14 protein-coding genes are annotated in these 16,731 nt (G+C 56.3%); 7 read left to right on the forward strand and 7 right to left on the reverse strand.

Annotated elements, in window-relative coordinates:
- Window positions 1–83 precede the first annotated feature (83 nt).
- The gene (locus tag DBY73_RS02110) at window positions 84–419 is read left to right on the forward strand and encodes a GlpM family protein (protein ID WP_112009562.1); all 336 of its coding nucleotides are present in this window, start codon (window positions 84–86) and stop codon (window positions 417–419) included.
- Here the strand turns inward: DBY73_RS02110 and folM are convergent.
- The 3 genes from folM to ydgH all read right to left on the reverse strand — a co-directional run bounded on the left by folM (window position 416) and on the right by ydgH (window position 3,693).
- Window positions 416–1,138: a dihydromonapterin reductase gene (gene folM / locus DBY73_RS02115; protein WP_112009563.1), complete on the reverse strand. Its 723-nt coding sequence runs from the start codon at window positions 1,136–1,138 to the stop codon at window positions 416–418. The two genes, DBY73_RS02110 and folM, sit on opposite strands and share 4 nt — an antisense overlap.
- Window positions 1,139–1,176: 38 nt before the next feature.
- A complete protein-coding gene (locus tag DBY73_RS02120; protein ID WP_112009564.1) occupies window positions 1,177–2,559 on the reverse strand; it encodes an amino acid permease in 1,383 nt (460 codons plus the stop codon).
- A gap of 189 nt (window positions 2,560–2,748) precedes the next feature.
- Window positions 2,749–3,693 (reverse strand): DUF1471 family protein YdgH, encoded by a 945-nt coding sequence (ydgH, locus tag DBY73_RS02130; RefSeq protein WP_112009566.1) that lies wholly within the window; start codon window positions 3,691–3,693, stop codon window positions 2,749–2,751.
- 536 nt (window positions 3,694–4,229) lie between these two features.
- On the opposite strand from ydgH, the gene pntA reads away from it, so the two are divergent.
- Together pntA and pntB are read left to right on the forward strand one after the other, a co-directional pair.
- Complete coding sequence (gene pntA / locus DBY73_RS02135) at window positions 4,230–5,759, forward strand: Re/Si-specific NAD(P)(+) transhydrogenase subunit alpha (RefSeq protein ID WP_112009567.1); 1,530 nt, start codon at window positions 4,230–4,232, stop codon at window positions 5,757–5,759.
- Window positions 5,760–5,769: 10 nt separating this feature from the next.
- On the forward strand, window positions 5,770–7,158 hold the full coding sequence (gene pntB, locus DBY73_RS02140; protein WP_112009568.1) for a Re/Si-specific NAD(P)(+) transhydrogenase subunit beta: 1,389 nt from the start codon (window positions 5,770–5,772) through the stop codon (window positions 7,156–7,158).
- Window positions 7,159–7,280: 122 nt separating this feature from the next.
- Here the strand turns inward: pntB and uspE are convergent, their stop codons facing one another.
- The 3 genes from uspE to ogt form a co-directional block, all read right to left on the reverse strand.
- The gene (gene uspE, locus DBY73_RS02145; protein ID WP_112009569.1) at window positions 7,281–8,231 is read right to left on the reverse strand and encodes a universal stress protein UspE; all 951 of its coding nucleotides are present in this window, start codon (window positions 8,229–8,231) and stop codon (window positions 7,281–7,283) included.
- A gap of 138 nt (window positions 8,232–8,369) precedes the next feature.
- On the reverse strand, window positions 8,370–9,122 hold the full coding sequence (gene fnr, locus DBY73_RS02150) for a fumarate/nitrate reduction transcriptional regulator Fnr (protein WP_112009570.1): 753 nt from the start codon (window positions 9,120–9,122) through the stop codon (window positions 8,370–8,372).
- Between the two features lie 183 nt (window positions 9,123–9,305).
- Complete coding sequence (gene ogt / locus DBY73_RS02155) at window positions 9,306–9,821, reverse strand: methylated-DNA--[protein]-cysteine S-methyltransferase (protein ID WP_112009571.1); 516 nt, start codon at window positions 9,819–9,821, stop codon at window positions 9,306–9,308.
- A gap of 528 nt (window positions 9,822–10,349) precedes the next feature.
- Between ogt and smrA the strand changes: the two genes are divergently transcribed.
- Entirely contained in the window at window positions 10,350–10,913 is a 564-nt protein-coding gene (smrA, locus tag DBY73_RS02160) for a DNA endonuclease SmrA (RefSeq protein WP_112009572.1), read from the forward strand.
- Window positions 10,914–10,956: 43 nt separating this feature from the next.
- Here the strand turns inward: smrA and DBY73_RS02165 are convergent, their stop codons facing one another.
- The gene (locus tag DBY73_RS02165; RefSeq protein ID WP_112009573.1) at window positions 10,957–12,621 is read right to left on the reverse strand and encodes a methyl-accepting chemotaxis protein; all 1,665 of its coding nucleotides are present in this window, start codon (window positions 12,619–12,621) and stop codon (window positions 10,957–10,959) included.
- Window positions 12,622–12,762: 141 nt separating this feature from the next.
- Here DBY73_RS02165 and DBY73_RS02170 point away from each other — a divergent pair, with 141 nt between their 5' ends.
- The 3 genes from DBY73_RS02170 (at window position 12,763) to DBY73_RS02180 (ending at window position 16,641) form a co-directional block, all read left to right on the forward strand.
- On the forward strand, window positions 12,763–13,629 hold the full coding sequence (locus DBY73_RS02170) for an aldo/keto reductase family oxidoreductase (RefSeq protein ID WP_112009574.1): 867 nt from the start codon (window positions 12,763–12,765) through the stop codon (window positions 13,627–13,629).
- Between the two features lie 2 nt (window positions 13,630–13,631).
- Entirely contained in the window at window positions 13,632–15,020 is a 1,389-nt protein-coding gene (locus DBY73_RS02175) for a M24 family metallopeptidase (protein ID WP_112009575.1), read from the forward strand.
- A gap of 97 nt (window positions 15,021–15,117) precedes the next feature.
- Window positions 15,118–16,641 (forward strand): cyclic diguanylate phosphodiesterase, encoded by a 1,524-nt coding sequence (locus DBY73_RS02180; protein WP_112009576.1) that lies wholly within the window; start codon window positions 15,118–15,120, stop codon window positions 16,639–16,641.
- Window positions 16,642–16,731 lie beyond the last annotated feature (90 nt).

Genomic DNA, 16,731 nt, shown 5'->3' on the forward strand with positions numbered 1-16,731 from the left:
TTAACCTTCCATTAATCTTTCAAAATTAACGCCGGTTCCGCTATGCTGCGTTTTATTGTTACTCGAATGTTATAGGGAAAGCGATGGGACTGCTGCTCAAAGCCGCGCTGGGAGCGCTGGTGGTGTTGCTGATTGGCGTGCTGACGAAAACGAAGAATTACTATATTGCCGGACTTATCCCGCTGTTTCCGACCTTTGCGCTGATTGCGCATTACATCGTGGCGTCAGAGCGCGGCATCGAGGCCCTGCGCGCCACCATCGTGTTCGGCATGTGGTCGATTATTCCCTACTTTTTGTATCTCCTGTCGCTGTGGTATTTCACCGGCGTGATGCGGCTGCCGCTTGCCTTGGGCGGCGCCGTGGTCTGCTGGAGCCTCAGCGCCTGGGTCTTAATCTTCTTCTGGAGCCGATTCCACTAGCGCAGCGGGCGCCCGCCATCCACGGCAAAGGTTCTGCCAGTGACATAACAGCTGGTGAGCAGGTAGTCGATCAGGTCGATCACCTCTTTTTCGCCGGGCGCGATCTTCATCAGCGATTTATTGAGCGCCTGCTGACGGTACTCCGCGTCATCGCCTTCGTTAAACAGAATCATCGCCGGGGCAATGGCGTTCACCTTAACCTCCGGAGCCAGCTTGCGGGCAAACGAGCGGGTCATATTATCCAGCGCGGCTTTGCTGGCCGCGTAGGCAATATGCTTGTCGCTCCCGCGCTCCACGACATAATCCGTAAAATGAATAATATCTCCGGCCGCGTGCCCGTGGCCGCGCAGCAGTTCCTGCAGAGCATGGTTGAGCAAATAAGGGGCGTTGACGTGGATTTGCAGCATGCAGGAGAGCGTTTCGCCGAGCGGCGTGCCGGGCGTTTCTGCCTGCCATGCGCTGGCATTGTGAACGATCGCCCGCAGCCCGCCGGTTTCAGCTTTTACCTGCTCGGCAAAGCGTAGAATGCCTTCGTCCGTGGAAAAATCGGCCTGAATACAGACGGCGCCCGCTTTGCGTAGCCCCTCAATGGAAGGGTATTCGTTACGATAGCTGACGATAACCGGATGGCGGAGGTTGAGGAAGTGATGGGCGAGGGCGAGGCCGATGCGTCGGCCTCCTCCGGTAATCAAAATTGGGCGTTGCTGTGCGTTTCCCATCATTTTCTCCTTTCAGTTCAACAATGGGAAAGGTTTGATTATCCCATTAACATCCACGTTGCCGGCACGGCCGCGACCAGTAGCAATCCAATCAACGCCATTTCGCGGCGCTTCAGCGCGTTTTCCAGCTGGTGGGTACGACGCGCGTAGATAAACACCAGCAGGCCGGGCGCGTACAACACCACAGACAGCAGCAGGTGCATCGGACCGGAAGCATATAACAACCATAGCCCGTAAATGCAGGCACCGACACCGACAACATAGTGTGCCGGTCGGGTAGCGATTTTTAACAGATATGCGCCGACGAGGAAATAGGGTACCAGAATCATTTCGGACGCGATGGTCAGCAGGATGTTGTAGTCCGAACCTGTGAGCCAGATCAGCACCAGGCAGACCTGCACGCTAATGTTGGTCAGCCACAGCGACGCCGAAGGCGCATTGTTTTTATTCTGGCGCGCGAACAGGCGCGGAAACGCCCGGTGCGTGGCGGCCAGGAACGGTACTTCTGCCGCCATGATCGTCCAGCTCAGGTAAGCGCCGCATACGGAGACGATCAGCCCAGCGGCAATCACCACGTCACCCCATGGACCAAGCATTTTCACCATCAGCCCGGCCATTGACGGGTTACGCATCTCCGCAAGCTCAGGACGTGCGACCACGCCGAGCGAGAGCAGCGTGACCAGCAGATAAACGCCCAGCGCCGCTAAAACGGCCAGCAGCGTGGCGCGTCCTACGTCGCGCTTGTTGCGCGCGCGGGCGGAAACCACCACCGCGCCTTCCACGCCGATAAACACCCACAGCGTGATCAGCATGGTGTTTTTCACCTGTTCCCAGACGGGAACGCCTAGCGCGAGGCCGGTGAAGTCAAGGTTGAAGACGTCCAGACGAAAGGCGATAAACGCCAGCACGATGAACAGGCCCAGCGGCACCAGCTTGGCGAGCGTCGCCACGAGGTTGATGCTGGCTGCGGTCTGAACGCCGCGCAGAATAAGCAGATGGACAATCCACAGCAGCACCGATGCGCCCACGATGGACTGCCAGGTGTTACCGTCGCCGAAAATACGCAGCTCGGGCGTGTCGGTAAAGAAACTGAGCGCCGAGAAGACGATCACCAGATACGATACGTTGGCGATCACCGCACACAGCCAGTAGCCCCAGGCGGAGCAGAAGCCAATCAGCTCGCCGAAGCCCGCGCGCGCGTAGGTGAAAATGCCGCCGTCAAGATCGGGGCGAATGCGCGTTAACAGCAGCATCGCAAAGGCCAGCAGCAGGATCCCCACGCCGGTAATGCCCCAGCCAATCAGCAGCGCGGCAGGGCTGGCGACCGCCGCCATGTTCTGCGGCAAACTGAATACGCCCGCGCCCAGCATTGAGCTTAAAACGAGTGCAGTCAAAGCACTCAGGCCAAGTTTCTTTTCCATTGGCTTCCTGTTATGAAAGGTCGAAATCCAGAATAATTATTTCGCACAGGCGCATAAAAATGGTGGATCACACTAAGGCGCGGAATTTTACGGAGAGTCGTGAAGGCATGCAATGATGTGCAACAGAAATTCACATAAAAGTGACAAAAAAAGGGGCAGCATAGCGCTACCCCTGAAGTAAACGACTCGTTATTTGTACAGGTCGGCGCTGATGGTCATGTTGTTACCGCGTTCCTGCCACTGGCGGGTAATGTGGTAATACTTCGCGCCTTTCTTCGCCGCACGCTTGGCAACCTGATAAGACACTTCCGTTCCGTTGCCGTAGTTGCCGGTAAACTTGATGCTGTCGAACGGGACCATCTGCGCAGCAGTGGCGTTGTTCAGCTCTTCAACTTTGGTGCCGTCCGGTAGCGTGACGGTGTAACGGCCACCTTTGGTGGTTTGCGTTTCAAAGAAGCGGCCCACTTCAGCGCTCGGTGACGCCGTGGTGGCGACGCCTGGAATTTCAACTTTCTTCGCTTCTTCACCGCCTTTCGCTAACGCCGCGCGGCCCGCGTCGGAATCAGCAGGGATAGCGTCCGGGCTTTGCAGCACGCGTTTTTTCGCATCTTTTTTATAGATAAATGCGGTAATACGCTGGTTGCCGCCCTGGTTAGCATCAACCTGACGCACGATGTAGAAGGAGTAAGCGCCTTTCGCCTTCGCGGCCTTGGTGATGACGTCATTGACTTCCGGCTGGCTGCGGTAGAAACCCTGAACGGTCACGGTGTCGTACGGCTCCAGGGCAATAGCCTGATCTTTAGGCAGTTCAACGATACCGTTAATCACGCGGTTTTTTGGCTCATCGGCCGACGGCGCATTTTCTTTATACAGCGCAATCGTCACGCGCTGGTTGCCGCTGTTGCCCTGATCGGATTGATCGAGCACGTAGAATGAGGCAGCGCCGTTTTTATCGGCGGCTTTGGATGCCGCGTTAACCGCGTCACCAATGGAGTTGTAACGACCCACAATGACCGTCTGGTCAAAAGGTTTTAACGCTGCCGCTTGCTCCGGCGTTAACTCTGTCGCGGCATTCGCAGACAGGGCGGTCGCAGAAAGAAGAGCGGACGCCAGGAGTGTGTTCTTAAGCTTCATAAAAATAGTCCTTCGCCTTGCGCAAACCATGTACTGGTATTGTTGTTAATTTGAAAACGGCCTCGATTATGGCATTTAAATCCTATTGCTGTCTGCGCCATTTTTCACACCCCGTGCCCATGGCGTGATGCGATTCGATAACATTTGCTCATATGTTGAAAAAACAGACGTTTGACAAGTAAAACTGATAAAGCATATGACTTTTACAAGTTAATTTAATGTTAATGAGTTGTTCTGTTATGGGGCTATATCATGTTTTTACCGCTTCGCTTGCGCGATTTATCGGTTCTGGCAATGATTTAAAGGTAAATATCGCTGTCAGCGACGCCGATCGCCTATTTTTCACAGATAAAGTAAGAAATAGTGTTTTCAGGCGGTAGATCGCAGGCGGTATTTTCAGTAGGTTATAGAAAGTTTGTTACTGTTTTATTTTCCGGGGTTTATCATTCTTCGCGGCTGTCAATAGCGCGAAAAATGACACGGACCGCGGGCATTTATCGACAAACCATCATCAATAACCGATGGAAGGGAAAACTATGCGTATTGGGGTACCAAAAGAACGGTTTGCCAATGAGACCCGCGTAGCGGCCACGCCGAAAACGGTGGAGCAACTGCGTAAACTGGGTTTTACCGTCGCGATTGAAAGCGGCGCGGGCAAGCTGGCGAGCTTCGACGATGAAGCCTTTATTCAGGCTGGCGCGGAAATAGTGGACGGTGCTGAGGTGTGGCAATCACCGGTCATATTAAAGGTGAACGCGCCGGAAGAGAGTGAGATTGCCCTGCTGAACGCAGGCACCACGCTGGTAAGCTTCATCTGGCCTGCCCAGAATCCTGAGCTGATGGAAAAACTGGCGGCGCGCGGCGTGACCGTGATGGCGATGGACTCCGTGCCGCGTATTTCGCGCGCGCAGTCGCTGGATGCCTTAAGCTCGATGGCTAACATCGCCGGCTACCGCGCGATCGTCGAGGCGGCACACGAGTTTGGCCGCTTCTTTACCGGTCAGATCACTGCCGCGGGCAAAGTTCCCCCGGCGAAAGTGATGGTGATTGGCGCCGGCGTGGCCGGCCTTGCCGCCATCGGCGCGGCGAACAGCCTGGGGGCGATCGTTCGCGCCTTTGATACCCGCCCTGAAGTGAAGGAGCAGGTACAAAGTATGGGCGCCGAGTTCCTTGAGCTGGACTTCAAGGAAGAGGCGGGCAGCGGCGACGGCTACGCGAAGGTGATGTCTGAGGCATTCATCAAAGCGGAAATGGCGCTTTTCGCCGCGCAGGCGAAAGAGGTCGATATTATCGTTACCACGGCGCTTATTCCGGGCAAACCGGCACCGACGCTGATCACCCGCGAAATGGTGGATTCCATGCAGCCGGGCAGCGTCATTGTCGATTTGGCCGCGCAGAACGGCGGCAACTGTGAGTACACCGTGCCGAACCAGGTGACCACCACCACCAACGGCGTGAAGGTCATCGGCTATACCGATCTGCCGGGCCGTCTGCCTACGCAATCCTCCCAGCTGTACGGCACCAACCTCGTCAACCTGCTTAAGCTGCTGTGCAAAGAAAAAGACGGCAACATTACCGTTGATTTTGACGACGTGGTCGTGCGCGGCGTAACGGTCGTGCGCGAGGGCGAAATCACCTGGCCTGCGCCGCCGATTCAGGTTTCCGCGCAGCCTCAGGCGGCACCGAAAGCCGCGCCAGAACCCAAAGAACCGGCAAAACCGGCTTCTCCATGGCGCAAATACGCCATCATGGCGTTGGTCATCGTCCTGTTTGGCTGGCTGGCAGACGTGGCGCCGAAAGAATTCCTCGGCCACTTCACCGTCTTCGCGCTCTCCTGCGTGGTGGGTTACTACGTTGTGTGGAACGTTTCCCATGCGCTGCATACGCCGCTGATGTCGGTCACCAACGCCATCTCCGGCATTATCGTGGTGGGGGCGCTGCTGCAAATTGGTCACGGCGGCTGGATCAGCTTCCTGAGCTTCATCGCGGTGCTGATCGCCAGTATCAATATATTCGGTGGTTTCACCGTGACTCAGCGCATGCTGAAAATGTTTCGTAAAGGCTAAGGGGTAGCATATGTCTGGAGGATTAGTGACGGCCGCATACATTGTGGCTGCAATCCTGTTTATTTTCAGCCTGGCGGGGCTTTCCAAACACGAAACGTCTCAGCAGGGAAATAACTTTGGTATCGCCGGGATGGCGATTGCGCTGATTGCCACCATCTTCGGGCCGGACACCGGCAACGTGGCGTGGATCCTGGTGGCGATGATCATCGGCGGTGCGATTGGTATTCGCCTGGCAAAACGCGTTGAGATGACCGAGATGCCGGAGCTGGTGGCGATCCTGCACAGCTTCGTGGGCCTGGCTGCAGTGCTGGTGGGCTTTAACAGCTACCTGTACCACGAACCGGGCATGGAGCCGATCCTGGTGAACATCCACCTGACGGAAGTGTTCCTCGGCATCTTCATCGGTGCGGTGACCTTCACCGGGTCGATTGTGGCCTTCGGCAAGCTGCGCGGTAAGATTTCGTCTAAACCGCTGATGCTGCCTAACCGCCACAAGCTGAACCTGGCGGCGCTGGTGGTCTCTTTCCTGCTGATGGTGATCTTCGTGCGTACCGAAAGCGTGGGCCTGCAGGTTCTTGCCCTGCTGGTGATGACCATCATCGCGCTGGCGTTTGGCTGGCATCTGGTCGCCTCGATCGGCGGGGCGGATATGCCGGTTGTGGTATCCATGCTGAACTCCTACTCCGGCTGGGCGGCCGCGGCGGCAGGCTTTATGCTGAGCAACGACCTGCTGATCGTGACCGGTGCGCTGGTCGGTTCCTCCGGTGCGATTCTGTCCTACATCATGTGTAAGGCGATGAACCGCTCGTTTATCAGCGTCATTGCGGGCGGTTTTGGTACCGACGGCTCATCTACCGGTTCCGATGAGGAAGCGGGCGAGCACCGCGAAATCAGCGCGGAAGAGACGGCGGAAATGCTGAAAAACTCGCACACGGTCATCATCACCCCAGGCTACGGCATGGCGGTGGCGCAGGCGCAATATCCAGTGGCGGAAATCACCGAGAAGCTGCGCGCTCGCGGCATCAAGGTGCGCTTCGGTATTCACCCGGTTGCGGGGCGTCTGCCGGGCCACATGAACGTGCTGCTGGCGGAAGCGAAAGTGCCTTACGACATCGTGCTGGAGATGGACGAAATCAACGATGATTTCTCCGATACCGACACCGTGCTGGTTATCGGTGCTAACGACACCGTGAACCCGGCGGCGCAGGACGATCCGCGCAGCCCAATCGCCGGAATGCCGGTGCTGGAAGTGTGGAAGGCGCAGAACGTGATTGTCTTCAAACGTTCGATGAATACCGGCTACGCAGGCGTTCAGAACCCGCTGTTCTTCAAGGAGAACACCCACATGCTGTTTGGCGACGCCAAGGCCAGCGTGGATGCGATTTTGAAATCACTCTGACAGGGTAAAGCCCGGTGGCGCAAGCTTACCGGGCCTGGCAATCCGTAGGCCGGGTAAGGCGAAGGTGCCACCCGGCAAAAAAAAACCGCCGGTATCCCGACGGTTTTTTTTCATCTTACGGATTAATCGTCTTCGTCGTCGTCCAGCTCAACCGGCGTCTGGTACTGATCCGGCTTGATGACCAGCAGGTCACAGCGCAGGTGGTCGATCACCTGTTCTGCGGTATTGCCCAGGAACGCGGCTGAAATGCCGGTACGCCCCACGGTGCCGAGCACCACAATCCCCGCCTGCAGATGCTCTGCCAGATCCGGGATCACTTCTTCAGGCAAGCCTTTTTCCACGTGCGTCATTTTTTCATCGATGCTGAACTTCTGGCGCAGCGCTTTCATCGCCAGCAGGTGCTGGCCGCGAATGGCGTCGTTATAAACGCTGGGGTCAAACTCCGGAAGTTCGATAGCGATGTTGATAGGCGTTACCGGATACGCGCCGACAAGATGCACTTCGGTGTGGTTAACCTGATCGGCAAGCTGAATGGTCTCCTTCACCAGCTTCTCGTTCAGCGAATTGTGATAATCCTCTTCGCTTGCCAGGTTGACGGCAACGACCGCTTTTCCGCCTTCCGGCCACGGCTGGTCTTTAACCATCCACACCGGGCACGGGCATTTGCGCAGCAGGTGCCAGTCGGTTGGGGTGAAGATAACGGACTCCAGCTTGTCGTGCTGGTGCGCCATTTTCAGCAGCAGGTCGTGTTCGCCGGAGATGACTTCCTGAATGATGGCTTCGAAAGGTCTGTTGTGCCAGACAACTTTGATCTCAATAGGGACGCCCGCTTCCAGGTAATATTTCGCCTGCTCGCGGATCCACGCGGTACGTTGACCGATCACGCCCTGACGCATTGCGGTGCGCTCGTCAGGCGACAGAAGGGTGGTCATTTCGTATGAGAAGTCATAGATCGGCAAAAACGCTTTGATTTTGCCACCAATCCGTTGATGTAAATACACAGCACGCCGTAATGCGGGTTGATCGTCCTGGTTAGGATCGATGGCCACCAGCATGTTTTGATACTTTGCCATACAGGTCTCCTTACAACTGTCACCACAGTCTGTAATTCAAAGAGTAACCTATATATGTTGAATGAAACAGGGGGGAGAAGTTTGCCAGATCAATAATTACGAAAATTTATCGATCTGGCATCGGCGGTGCGGGGAGCGTTAGGCCACGTTGCGAGCGTGACCGGCGAGGATCGCCAGCGCTTCACCGTTTTCAATGGTGATGTACTTACCTTTTACGGCCAGCATACCGCTTTTCTGGAAACGTCCCAGCAGGCGGCTGATGGTTTCAACCGTCAGGCCCAGATAGTTACCGATATCGCCACGCGTCATGGTCAGGCGGAATTCGCGCGGGGAGAAACCACGCTCCGCGAAACGGCGGGAGAGGTTATAGATAAAGGCAGCCAGACGCTCTTCCGCGTTCTTTTTGGACAGCAGCAGGATCATGTCCTGATCGCCTTTGATCTCGCCGCTCATCAGGCGCATCATCTGCTGACGCAGGTTAGGCATTTTACCGGACAGGTCGTCCAGCGTTTCGAACGGGATTTCGCAGACCATTGAGGTTTCCAGCGCCTGAGCGAAGCTCGGGTGGTGCCCCGTACCGATAGCGTCAAAGCCGACCAGATCGCCCGCGAGGTGGAAGCCGGTGATCTGCTCATCGCCCTGTTCGGTGATGGTGTAGCTTTTAATGGTGCCAGAACGGATAGCATAGAGCGATTTAAGTTCGTCTCCCGCCTTAAACAGCGTCTGCCCTTTCTGAATAGGCTTCTTGCGCTCGATAATATTATCAAGCTGATCGAGCTCATGCTCATTCAGGGTAAACGGGATACAGAGCTGGCTGATGCTGCAATCCTGGCAATGGATAGCACAACCGCCAGACTGAATGCGTCGTATAATTCGCTTTTCCGGGATCATAGGTTTGCTCAAGCCTTAATTGATATTGGTCAATTTTAACATCTTTTTGGTAAGTACGTAAGCCTGGCAAACCGCCAATAAAGACAAGAGAGGGCAACGTGTTGCCATCTCTTTGATATTCCACAGATTTAATAAGGATTTTTAGCCTAACCGGAAGAAAATTAAGCACTAAAAGCCTGGCATTTAGAGCAAAAGATACCCTTCATGGCGCAGCAACCACTCCTTGCGCTGCACGCCGCCGGCATAGCCCGTCATGGTGCCGTTGCGGCCAATCACGCGGTGGCAGGGGACGACAATGCTGACGGGGTTAGAGCCATTCGCCGCGCCCACCGCGCGCGCGGCGCCTGCGCGCCCAAGCTGCTCCGCGAGCTGGCCGTAGTGCATGACGTGTCCACAGGGGATCGCGCGCAGCGCCTGCCAGACTTCGCGCTGGAAAGGCGTTCCTCCCGTCGCGGTGGGCAATTCATTGATGATGCCAAGATCGCCTTCAAAGTAAGCCGTAAGCTTATCGCTCAGCCCGCCGGGGTTAGTCGCGCCAATGCGTTCGTAACCCTGAGCGCGATAATGAATGTTGAGTAACTCCACCATGCGGTCGCTATGCTCTTCCCATTCGACGGCGCGCAGATTGAACTGCTCGTCCGCGAGCACCCACAGCGGCCCAAGCGGGGTGTCGATTTTATCTTCGAGTAATCTCAGCATCCTCTTATCCTATGTGTTCGAGCCTGGCGCGCTTCGCGATCCTGTCGGCAGATCGACACAATATCACGCCAGCGGCGTTTTCAGCCATACTCTGAAATGGTAAGACGCATTCTCTTTAAATAAGTGGATGTTAATTCTGGGGTAATATTGAGAGGGGAAATAAGTCAGAACCAGACAATAAAAAAATAGAGCCTGTCGACATCAAACAGACCCTATAGAACACACAGCAGTATATCCTTTCGCATATCCCGCGAGTTTTGTCCATCAGGCAGGTATAATGAGTTATAACAGTTAATCGCCAAAAAGAAAGTAAATTGAGTGATTGATTTCACGTATTTTTAACTTAAATTTTATATTTTATCGATGCTGAAATTTTAATTAAGGAACGTTTAATCTTTTCGTTTGCTTATTTGATATATTCTCTCGGTAATTATTTATTAATATTACTTATATTACGATCTTCCCGGTCATTGAGACATGCATCGGGCGCGGGTATAGTACAGGCTCAGATGTAGCCGGAGGATTTCCATGAACCCTGACGACAAATCCCTTTTTCTTGACGCCATGGAAGATGTCCAGCCCCTGAAGCGCTGCGCGGATGTCCACTGGCAGCCGGGCCGCAACGCGCGTCCTCGCCAGGAGATCGACACCGAGCAGTTGGATAACTTCCTGACCCTGGGTTTTCTGGAACTGCTGCCGCTTGACGAGCCGCTGGCGTTTCAGCGAGAGGGGGTACAGCAGGGGGTTATTGATAAGCTCCGCGCAGGTAAATACTCCCGCCAGGCCAGCCTGAACCTGTTACGCCAGCCCGTTGAGCAGTGCCGGCAGATGCTGTTTTCCTTTATCCGCCAGGCAGTCCGCGACGGGCTACGCAATCTGGTGATTGTTCACGGTAAAGGGCGTGAGCAATATTCCCATCCTAACGTGGTGCGCAGCTATCTGGCGCGCTGGCTTGCGGAGTTTGACGACGTGCAGGCGTTTTGCGTGGCGCTGCCGCATCACGGCGGCAGCGGGGCGTGCTACGTATCGCTGCGTAAATCAGATGAGGCTAAGCAGGAGAACTGGGAGCGGCACGCCAAGCGCAGCCGCTAGCCTCCTGATAAACGCGGGCGATTTTACTCGCCCGCGCTTTCATTCAGAACGTTTCCCAGTGGCTATCGCCCGTGCCCGCGCTGGCGGTTGCCGGTCGCAGGAGCTGCGGCGTTTTAATGGCTGCGGCGCGTGGAACCGCGGCGTTTTCCTGCACGTTCAGGCGAAACGCCGCCACGGCCTGGCGCAGCTGCTCGGACTGATCTTCCAGCGCGGCCGCGGCCGTAGCGGATTCCTGCACCAGCGCGGCGTTCTGCTGGGTGACGCTGTCCATCTGCGATACCGCCAGGCTCACCTGCTCAATTCCGCGGCTCTGCTCGTCGGACGCGGATGAAATTTCCCCCATAATATCGGTCACGCGGGTGACGGCAGCGACGATCTCTTTCATCGTATCGCCCGCCTCGCTGACCTGCTCAGAGCCGGTATTGACCCGGTTCACGGAGTTCTCAATCAGCCCTTTGATCTCTTTTGCCGCCTGCGCGCTGCGGCTTGCCAGCGTGCGTACTTCGCCCGCCACCACGGCGAATCCGCGGCCCTGTTCTCCGGCGCGGGCGGCCTCCACGGCGGCGTTAAGCGCCAGGATATTGGTCTGGAAGGCGATGCTGTCGATCACGCCGGTGATGTGGGCGATTTGCTGCGAACTGTCGGCGATTTCGGTCATCGTGCGCACGACGTTATCCACCACGCGGCCGCCGCGCGCGGCGGTATCGGAGGCGTTCTTGGCCAGCAGCGTGGCCTGGCGCGCGTTATCGGAGTTCTGTTTGACCGTGGCGGTCAGCTCTTCCATGCTGGCTGCGGTCTCCTCGAGCGACGCGGCCTGCTGTTCGGTACGGGCGGAGAGATCGTTGCTGCCCGCCGCAATTTCACCTGCACCGGTATAGATTGCGTCGGTGCTGCCGCGCACCGCGCTCACCGTGCTCACCAGCGACTGCTGCATCTCGTCCAGCCCGGCGGCCAGCTGGCCCATTTCGTTATGGCCGGAGAGGGGAATGGTGCGGGTCAAATCACCGCCCGCGATGGTGCGAATATGGTCCATAATGGTTTTAAGCGGCCTTAACAGCAGATGCTGCAGGCCCTGCCAGATCACGACCAGCACGGCGATAACGGCAAGGAAAATGCCCGCAAGCGTCCACTGCATCTGGGTAAAGCTGCTCTGGTTTTCTTCGGCGGCAGCCTTAAGCAGGGTATTGTTTTCCGCGCGCCAGCGGGTGTAGACCGTCTCCATATTATCCTGCGCCTGCTGGGCGTCGAGGTCACCGTAGGCCTGGTAGTTATCCGCACGCAGGTACTCAATCGACAGGCGCATCACCTCATGCATCTGGCTCCAGGATTTCTGCATCTCCTGCGTGAGCGCCGCGTTTTGGCCGTTCACCTGCGGCATTTTTTGCCAGGCGCCGTAATAGGCTTCCGCTTTGGTCAGAGAATCGCTGGCCGTGCCCAGCAGTTTATTGATGGCCTCCAGGGACGCCGGATCGCGCTGGTTTTTCAGATAGCGAATCGCCACGCGGGTGACGGTGACGCGGGTTTTCACCAGCGTGTTAACGCTGTCGCTTAGGCTCTCCTGCTGTGCGTTCAGCACCCCGGAGTTCTGGAAGTTATGTCGGTCATTGTTGACGGCGGAATAGAACAACCCGCCCGTGACAACTTGCAGCAGACAGAATATGGTGAGAGCAAAAATAATTCCGGTAATCACGTGCAGATTTTTTAGCATGGGTTACGTCCGTTATATTGGCTGGGGTTACCTAACTACTATCGTCGTAGCGAAATTAAACTTTAATTTAACTATTGCTTAACTAATGGTTCCGTCACGGAACCTCTTGTAAACCCGAATTTTTTAATGAGGAAGGTCACGATGAGCAGCATCGATCAAAGCGGAACCTGGACGTTAGGCACGCGCACCGTTAAGCGACTTGGCTATGGCGCAATGCAGCTGGCCGGGCCCGGCGTTTTTGGCCCGCCGAAGGATAAAAACGCGGCGCTGGAGGTGCTTCGTGAAGCGGTGGCGCTGGGCGTGAACCATATCGATACCAGTGATTTTTACGGCCCGCACGTGATCAACCAGCTTATTCGCGAGGCGCTCCATCCTTACCGGGACGATCTGACAATTGTGACGAAAATCGGCGCGCGGCGCGGTGCCGATGCCGCCTGGCTGCCGGCGTTTTCCGCGCAGGAGCTGACGCAGGCCGTGCATGACAACCTGCGCAATCTGCAGCTCGACGTCCTGGACGTGGTTAACCTGCGGATCATGTTTAGCGCACACGGTCCGGCGGAGGGATCGATTGCCGAGCCGCTCGCCGCGCTGGCGGAGCTACAGCAGCAGGGGCTGGTCCGCCACATCGGCCTGAGCAACGTAACCGCCGCGCAGGTGGCCGAAGCGCAGAAGACGGTGTCCGTGGTCTGCGTGCAGAACATGTACAACATTGTGAACCGCGGTGACGATGCGCTGATCGACTCCCTTGCGCAGCAGGGCATTGCGTACGTGCCGTTCTTCCCGCTGGGCGGCTTCACGCCGCTGCAATCATCCGGGCTACAGGCCGTCGCCGATTCGCTGGGCGCGACGGCGATGCAGGTCGCGCTGGCCTGGCTGCTCCAGCGCTCGCCGAATATTCTGCTCATCCCTGGAACGTCTTCCGTGGCGCATCTGCGGCAAAACCTGGCGGCGGCGGAACTTGTTTTACCTCAGGAAGCCCTCGACACGCTAAACGCACTGGTGGAGTAAATATGGACTTTAAGGCAGTAAAGCTTCAGGCGACGATCGCGCCGCGCGGATTCTCCGACGCGGCGCCCGTTCCGCTCACGGACGGGACCCTTCAGGCGCGAAAAGACGCTATTCTTGCCCGAATGGCGGCCGAAGAATTTGACGCGCTGATGATTTATGCCGATAAGGAGCACGGCGCGAATTTTGAATACCTGACCGGTTTTATTCCCCGCTTTGAAGAGGGGCTGTTAATGCTTAAGAAAAGCGGAGAGGCGACCGTTATTCTCGGCAATGAAAATCTGAAGATGGCCGCACACTGCCGTATTCCGGTTACGCTGAAGCACAGCCCTTATTTTTCTTTGCCTAACCAGCCGATGGAAAATGATTTACCGCTGGAAACGCTGCTGCGGGAAACGGGCTTGCAAACAATACATCGCGTTGGGCTAGTCGGCTGGAAAATGTTTACCTCTGCGCGTGCGAATAATAAGCAGCTTTTCGATCTGCCTTATTTTATTGTCGACGCTATTCGCCGCAGCGTTTCAGAAACTGCCGTCCTTGAAAACGCGACGCCTCTTTTTATTGACGGTGATATCGGCGCGCGCACGACTAATAATGCCAACGAAATTGCCCACTACGAATACGGCGCGAATCTTGCCTCGACCTGCATGCTTAACGCCATGAACGCGGTGGTTCCGGGCATTCGCGAGGCCGATCTCGGCGCCGCGCTTGCGGCGGAAGGGCAATATCATTCGGTCGTGACCATTGCCGCCGGCGGGCCGCGCTTTGAAAAAGCCAACCTGTACCCGACGCACAGGCCGATACGGCGCGGCGAGCCGCTTTCGATGACGACCGGATTTAAGGGCGGATTATCCAGCCGCACCGGGTTTGTCATTGCCGATGAAAGCGAGCTGCCGGAGACCCAGAAAGATTATCTCGACCGCGTCGCCAAACCCTATTTTGCGGCCGTCGTCGCCTGGCTTGAAAATATCCGCATCGGCATGACGGGTGGAGAGATATATTCGCTGATTGAGACCGTACTGCCGAAAGAAATATACGGCTGGCACCTTAATCCGGGCCATCTCAGCGCGGACGAAGAGTGGATGTCATCCCCCATTTTTGACCGCTCCGTACAAACCCTGAAAAGCGGCATGATCCTGCAAATCGATATCATTCCTTCCGTGAAGGGCTATTCCGGGACCAGCGCGGAGGAGAGCATCGCCCTGGCGGATCGCGATCTTCAGGCCGAGATCCGGCGTGATTATCCTGAACTCTGGGCGCGCATCGATACCCGCAGGCGCTACATTCGCGACGTGCTTAAGATTCAATTGAGTGACGACGTTATTCCATTGTCCAATACGGTGGCGTATTTACGGCCTTTCTTCCTGGCGAAGGAAAACGCGTTTACCTGCTAAATGCCCGTCGGCAAATCTGTAATAAAGAGCATGGTTATTTTTAACGTTGTCGGCCATGCTCTCTGTATTCGCACTGTAAAACACGGAAGCGCCATCCATGCGCAATGTCCTGATCCCGCTCGCCGCAGCCGTCGCCGTTCTGGTGTTTGGCTTTTTTATTCTCAACGCCCAGCTATGGTATTCAGCGCGGGCAGACGGCTTGGCCGGCGCGCGGTTTGCCGTCAAAAATATGGACGCGATTCTTGGCGAAGCGCGTCTTGCCACCCGCGCGGCGAGGGGCATTGCGCAAAAGGGATGCGGCCAGGACGGGCAATTCCAGCTCGGCGCCGAGGCCGCGCTGCAGCCACATCTGCGGACGATTTTCATTCTCCAGCAAGGGAAAGTAGCGTGCTCGTCGCTGTCCGGCAACCGCGTGCTGCTGACGAACGTAGCCGACTTGCCGGACGCACCGCTGCTGCTGTTGCCCACGGAAAAGGTGGTAAACGGCGCGCCGGTTCTGCTTTATCAGACCCATGCTGATGGCAACCGGATTGTGGCCACCATCGGCGATCGCCATATTCAGGAGGCGCTGGATATTCCCCTCAAAGGCGTGGCCTATACGCTACGGGTGGGCCACAGCGTTATGGACGCGTCGGGCAACGTGTCGACGGAACTAGCGCCAGCACCGGGCGTGGGCCGCGTAGCGGCTGCGGGCGACCCGTACAGCATTGAATACAATCACCCTCCGATGCTGAGCGTACAGAGGCTGGTCAGGCAGGGGGGCGGCATCCTGCTCTTTCTGCTGCTTATCGCCTGCCTCTCTGCCTATGTTGTCTACAAATACCTGAACAAAAATACGCTTCCCGAGGAGTCGCTTCGCCGCGCGATTGCAAAAGGGGAAATCGTTCCGTTTTATCAGCCCGTCGTCAACGGAAGGGAAGGCACGCTGCGGGGCGTGGAGGTGCTGGCCAGGTGGAAGCACCCTAAAGCGGGCTATATTTCCCCAGCGTCGTTTATTCCGATTGCTGAAAAATCCGGCCTGATTGTGCCGCTAACGAAGAGCCTGATGGCGCAGGTTGTTGCCCACATGAACGCGATTTCCAGCAAGCTGCCTGAAGGTTTTCACGTCGGGATTAACTTTAGCGCGTCGCATATCACCTTACCTACCTTTGTAAATGACTGTCTTGACTACAAAAACAGTTTCAGCAGGAAGGATTTAAACCTGGTGGTTGAGGTGACGGAACGCGAGCCGTTGAACGTTGACGAACATCTTGTCCAGACGCTGAACGCGCTGCATGAGAACGGTTTCGCCATCGCGCTGGATGATTTTGGCACCGGTTATTCCGGGCTCTCTTATCTGCACGATCTGCACATTGACTACATCAAAATCGATCGCAGCTTTGTGAGCAGGGTAAATGAGCACGATGAATCCACCCGCATTCTCGATTGCGTGCTGGATCTGGCGCGAAAGCTCTCTATCAGCATCGTCGCCGAAGGCGTGGAAACCCGCGCCCAGCTTGACTACCTCAACCGAAATAACATTACCTTCCAGCAGGGATACTATTTCTTTAAGCCCGTTCCCTTTGCCGGTTTGATACACATTTTGCTGTCGAAGCCCAGGGTGAAGGTGATTGTTGAATAACTGACCAAACGATTTGCCCTGTCGAAATTAAAACCCCCGCACTTCAATGCGTTTGGCTTAATCCCCCAGAAAGCGGCTTGATCGCTGTCC

The organism is Enterobacter sp. RIT418 (assembly GCF_003057745.1).
In the GTDB taxonomy this organism is placed as follows: Bacteria; Pseudomonadota; Gammaproteobacteria; order Enterobacterales; family Enterobacteriaceae; genus Enterobacter.

Bases quoted from the DNA above. Each gene is read 5' to 3' on its own strand.
- DBY73_RS02170 (WP_112009574.1), top strand. From the start codon at position 12,763: ATGAGCAGCATCGATCAAAGCGGAACCTGGACGTTAGGCACGCGCACC.
- uspE (WP_112009569.1), bottom strand. From the start codon at position 8,231: ATGGCAAAGTATCAAAACATGCTGGTGGCCATCGATCCTAACCAGGAC.
- DBY73_RS02165 (WP_112009573.1), bottom strand. From the start codon at position 12,621: ATGCTAAAAAATCTGCACGTGATTACCGGAATTATTTTTGCTCTCACC.
- DBY73_RS02110 (WP_112009562.1), top strand. From the start codon at position 84: ATGGGACTGCTGCTCAAAGCCGCGCTGGGAGCGCTGGTGGTGTTGCTG.
- DBY73_RS02175 (WP_112009575.1), top strand. From the start codon at position 13,632: ATGGACTTTAAGGCAGTAAAGCTTCAGGCGACGATCGCGCCGCGCGGA.
- pntA (WP_112009567.1), top strand. From the start codon at position 4,230: ATGCGTATTGGGGTACCAAAAGAACGGTTTGCCAATGAGACCCGCGTA.
- ydgH (WP_112009566.1), bottom strand. From the start codon at position 3,693: ATGAAGCTTAAGAACACACTCCTGGCGTCCGCTCTTCTTTCTGCGACC.
- DBY73_RS02120 (WP_112009564.1), bottom strand. From the start codon at position 2,559: ATGGAAAAGAAACTTGGCCTGAGTGCTTTGACTGCACTCGTTTTAAGC.
- smrA (WP_112009572.1), top strand. From the start codon at position 10,350: ATGAACCCTGACGACAAATCCCTTTTTCTTGACGCCATGGAAGATGTC.
- ogt (WP_112009571.1), bottom strand. From the start codon at position 9,821: ATGCTGAGATTACTCGAAGATAAAATCGACACCCCGCTTGGGCCGCTG.
- fnr (WP_112009570.1), bottom strand. From the start codon at position 9,122: ATGATCCCGGAAAAGCGAATTATACGACGCATTCAGTCTGGCGGTTGT.
- DBY73_RS02180 (WP_112009576.1), top strand. From the start codon at position 15,118: ATGCGCAATGTCCTGATCCCGCTCGCCGCAGCCGTCGCCGTTCTGGTG.
- pntB (WP_112009568.1), top strand. From the start codon at position 5,770: ATGTCTGGAGGATTAGTGACGGCCGCATACATTGTGGCTGCAATCCTG.
- folM (WP_112009563.1), bottom strand. From the start codon at position 1,138: ATGGGAAACGCACAGCAACGCCCAATTTTGATTACCGGAGGAGGCCGA.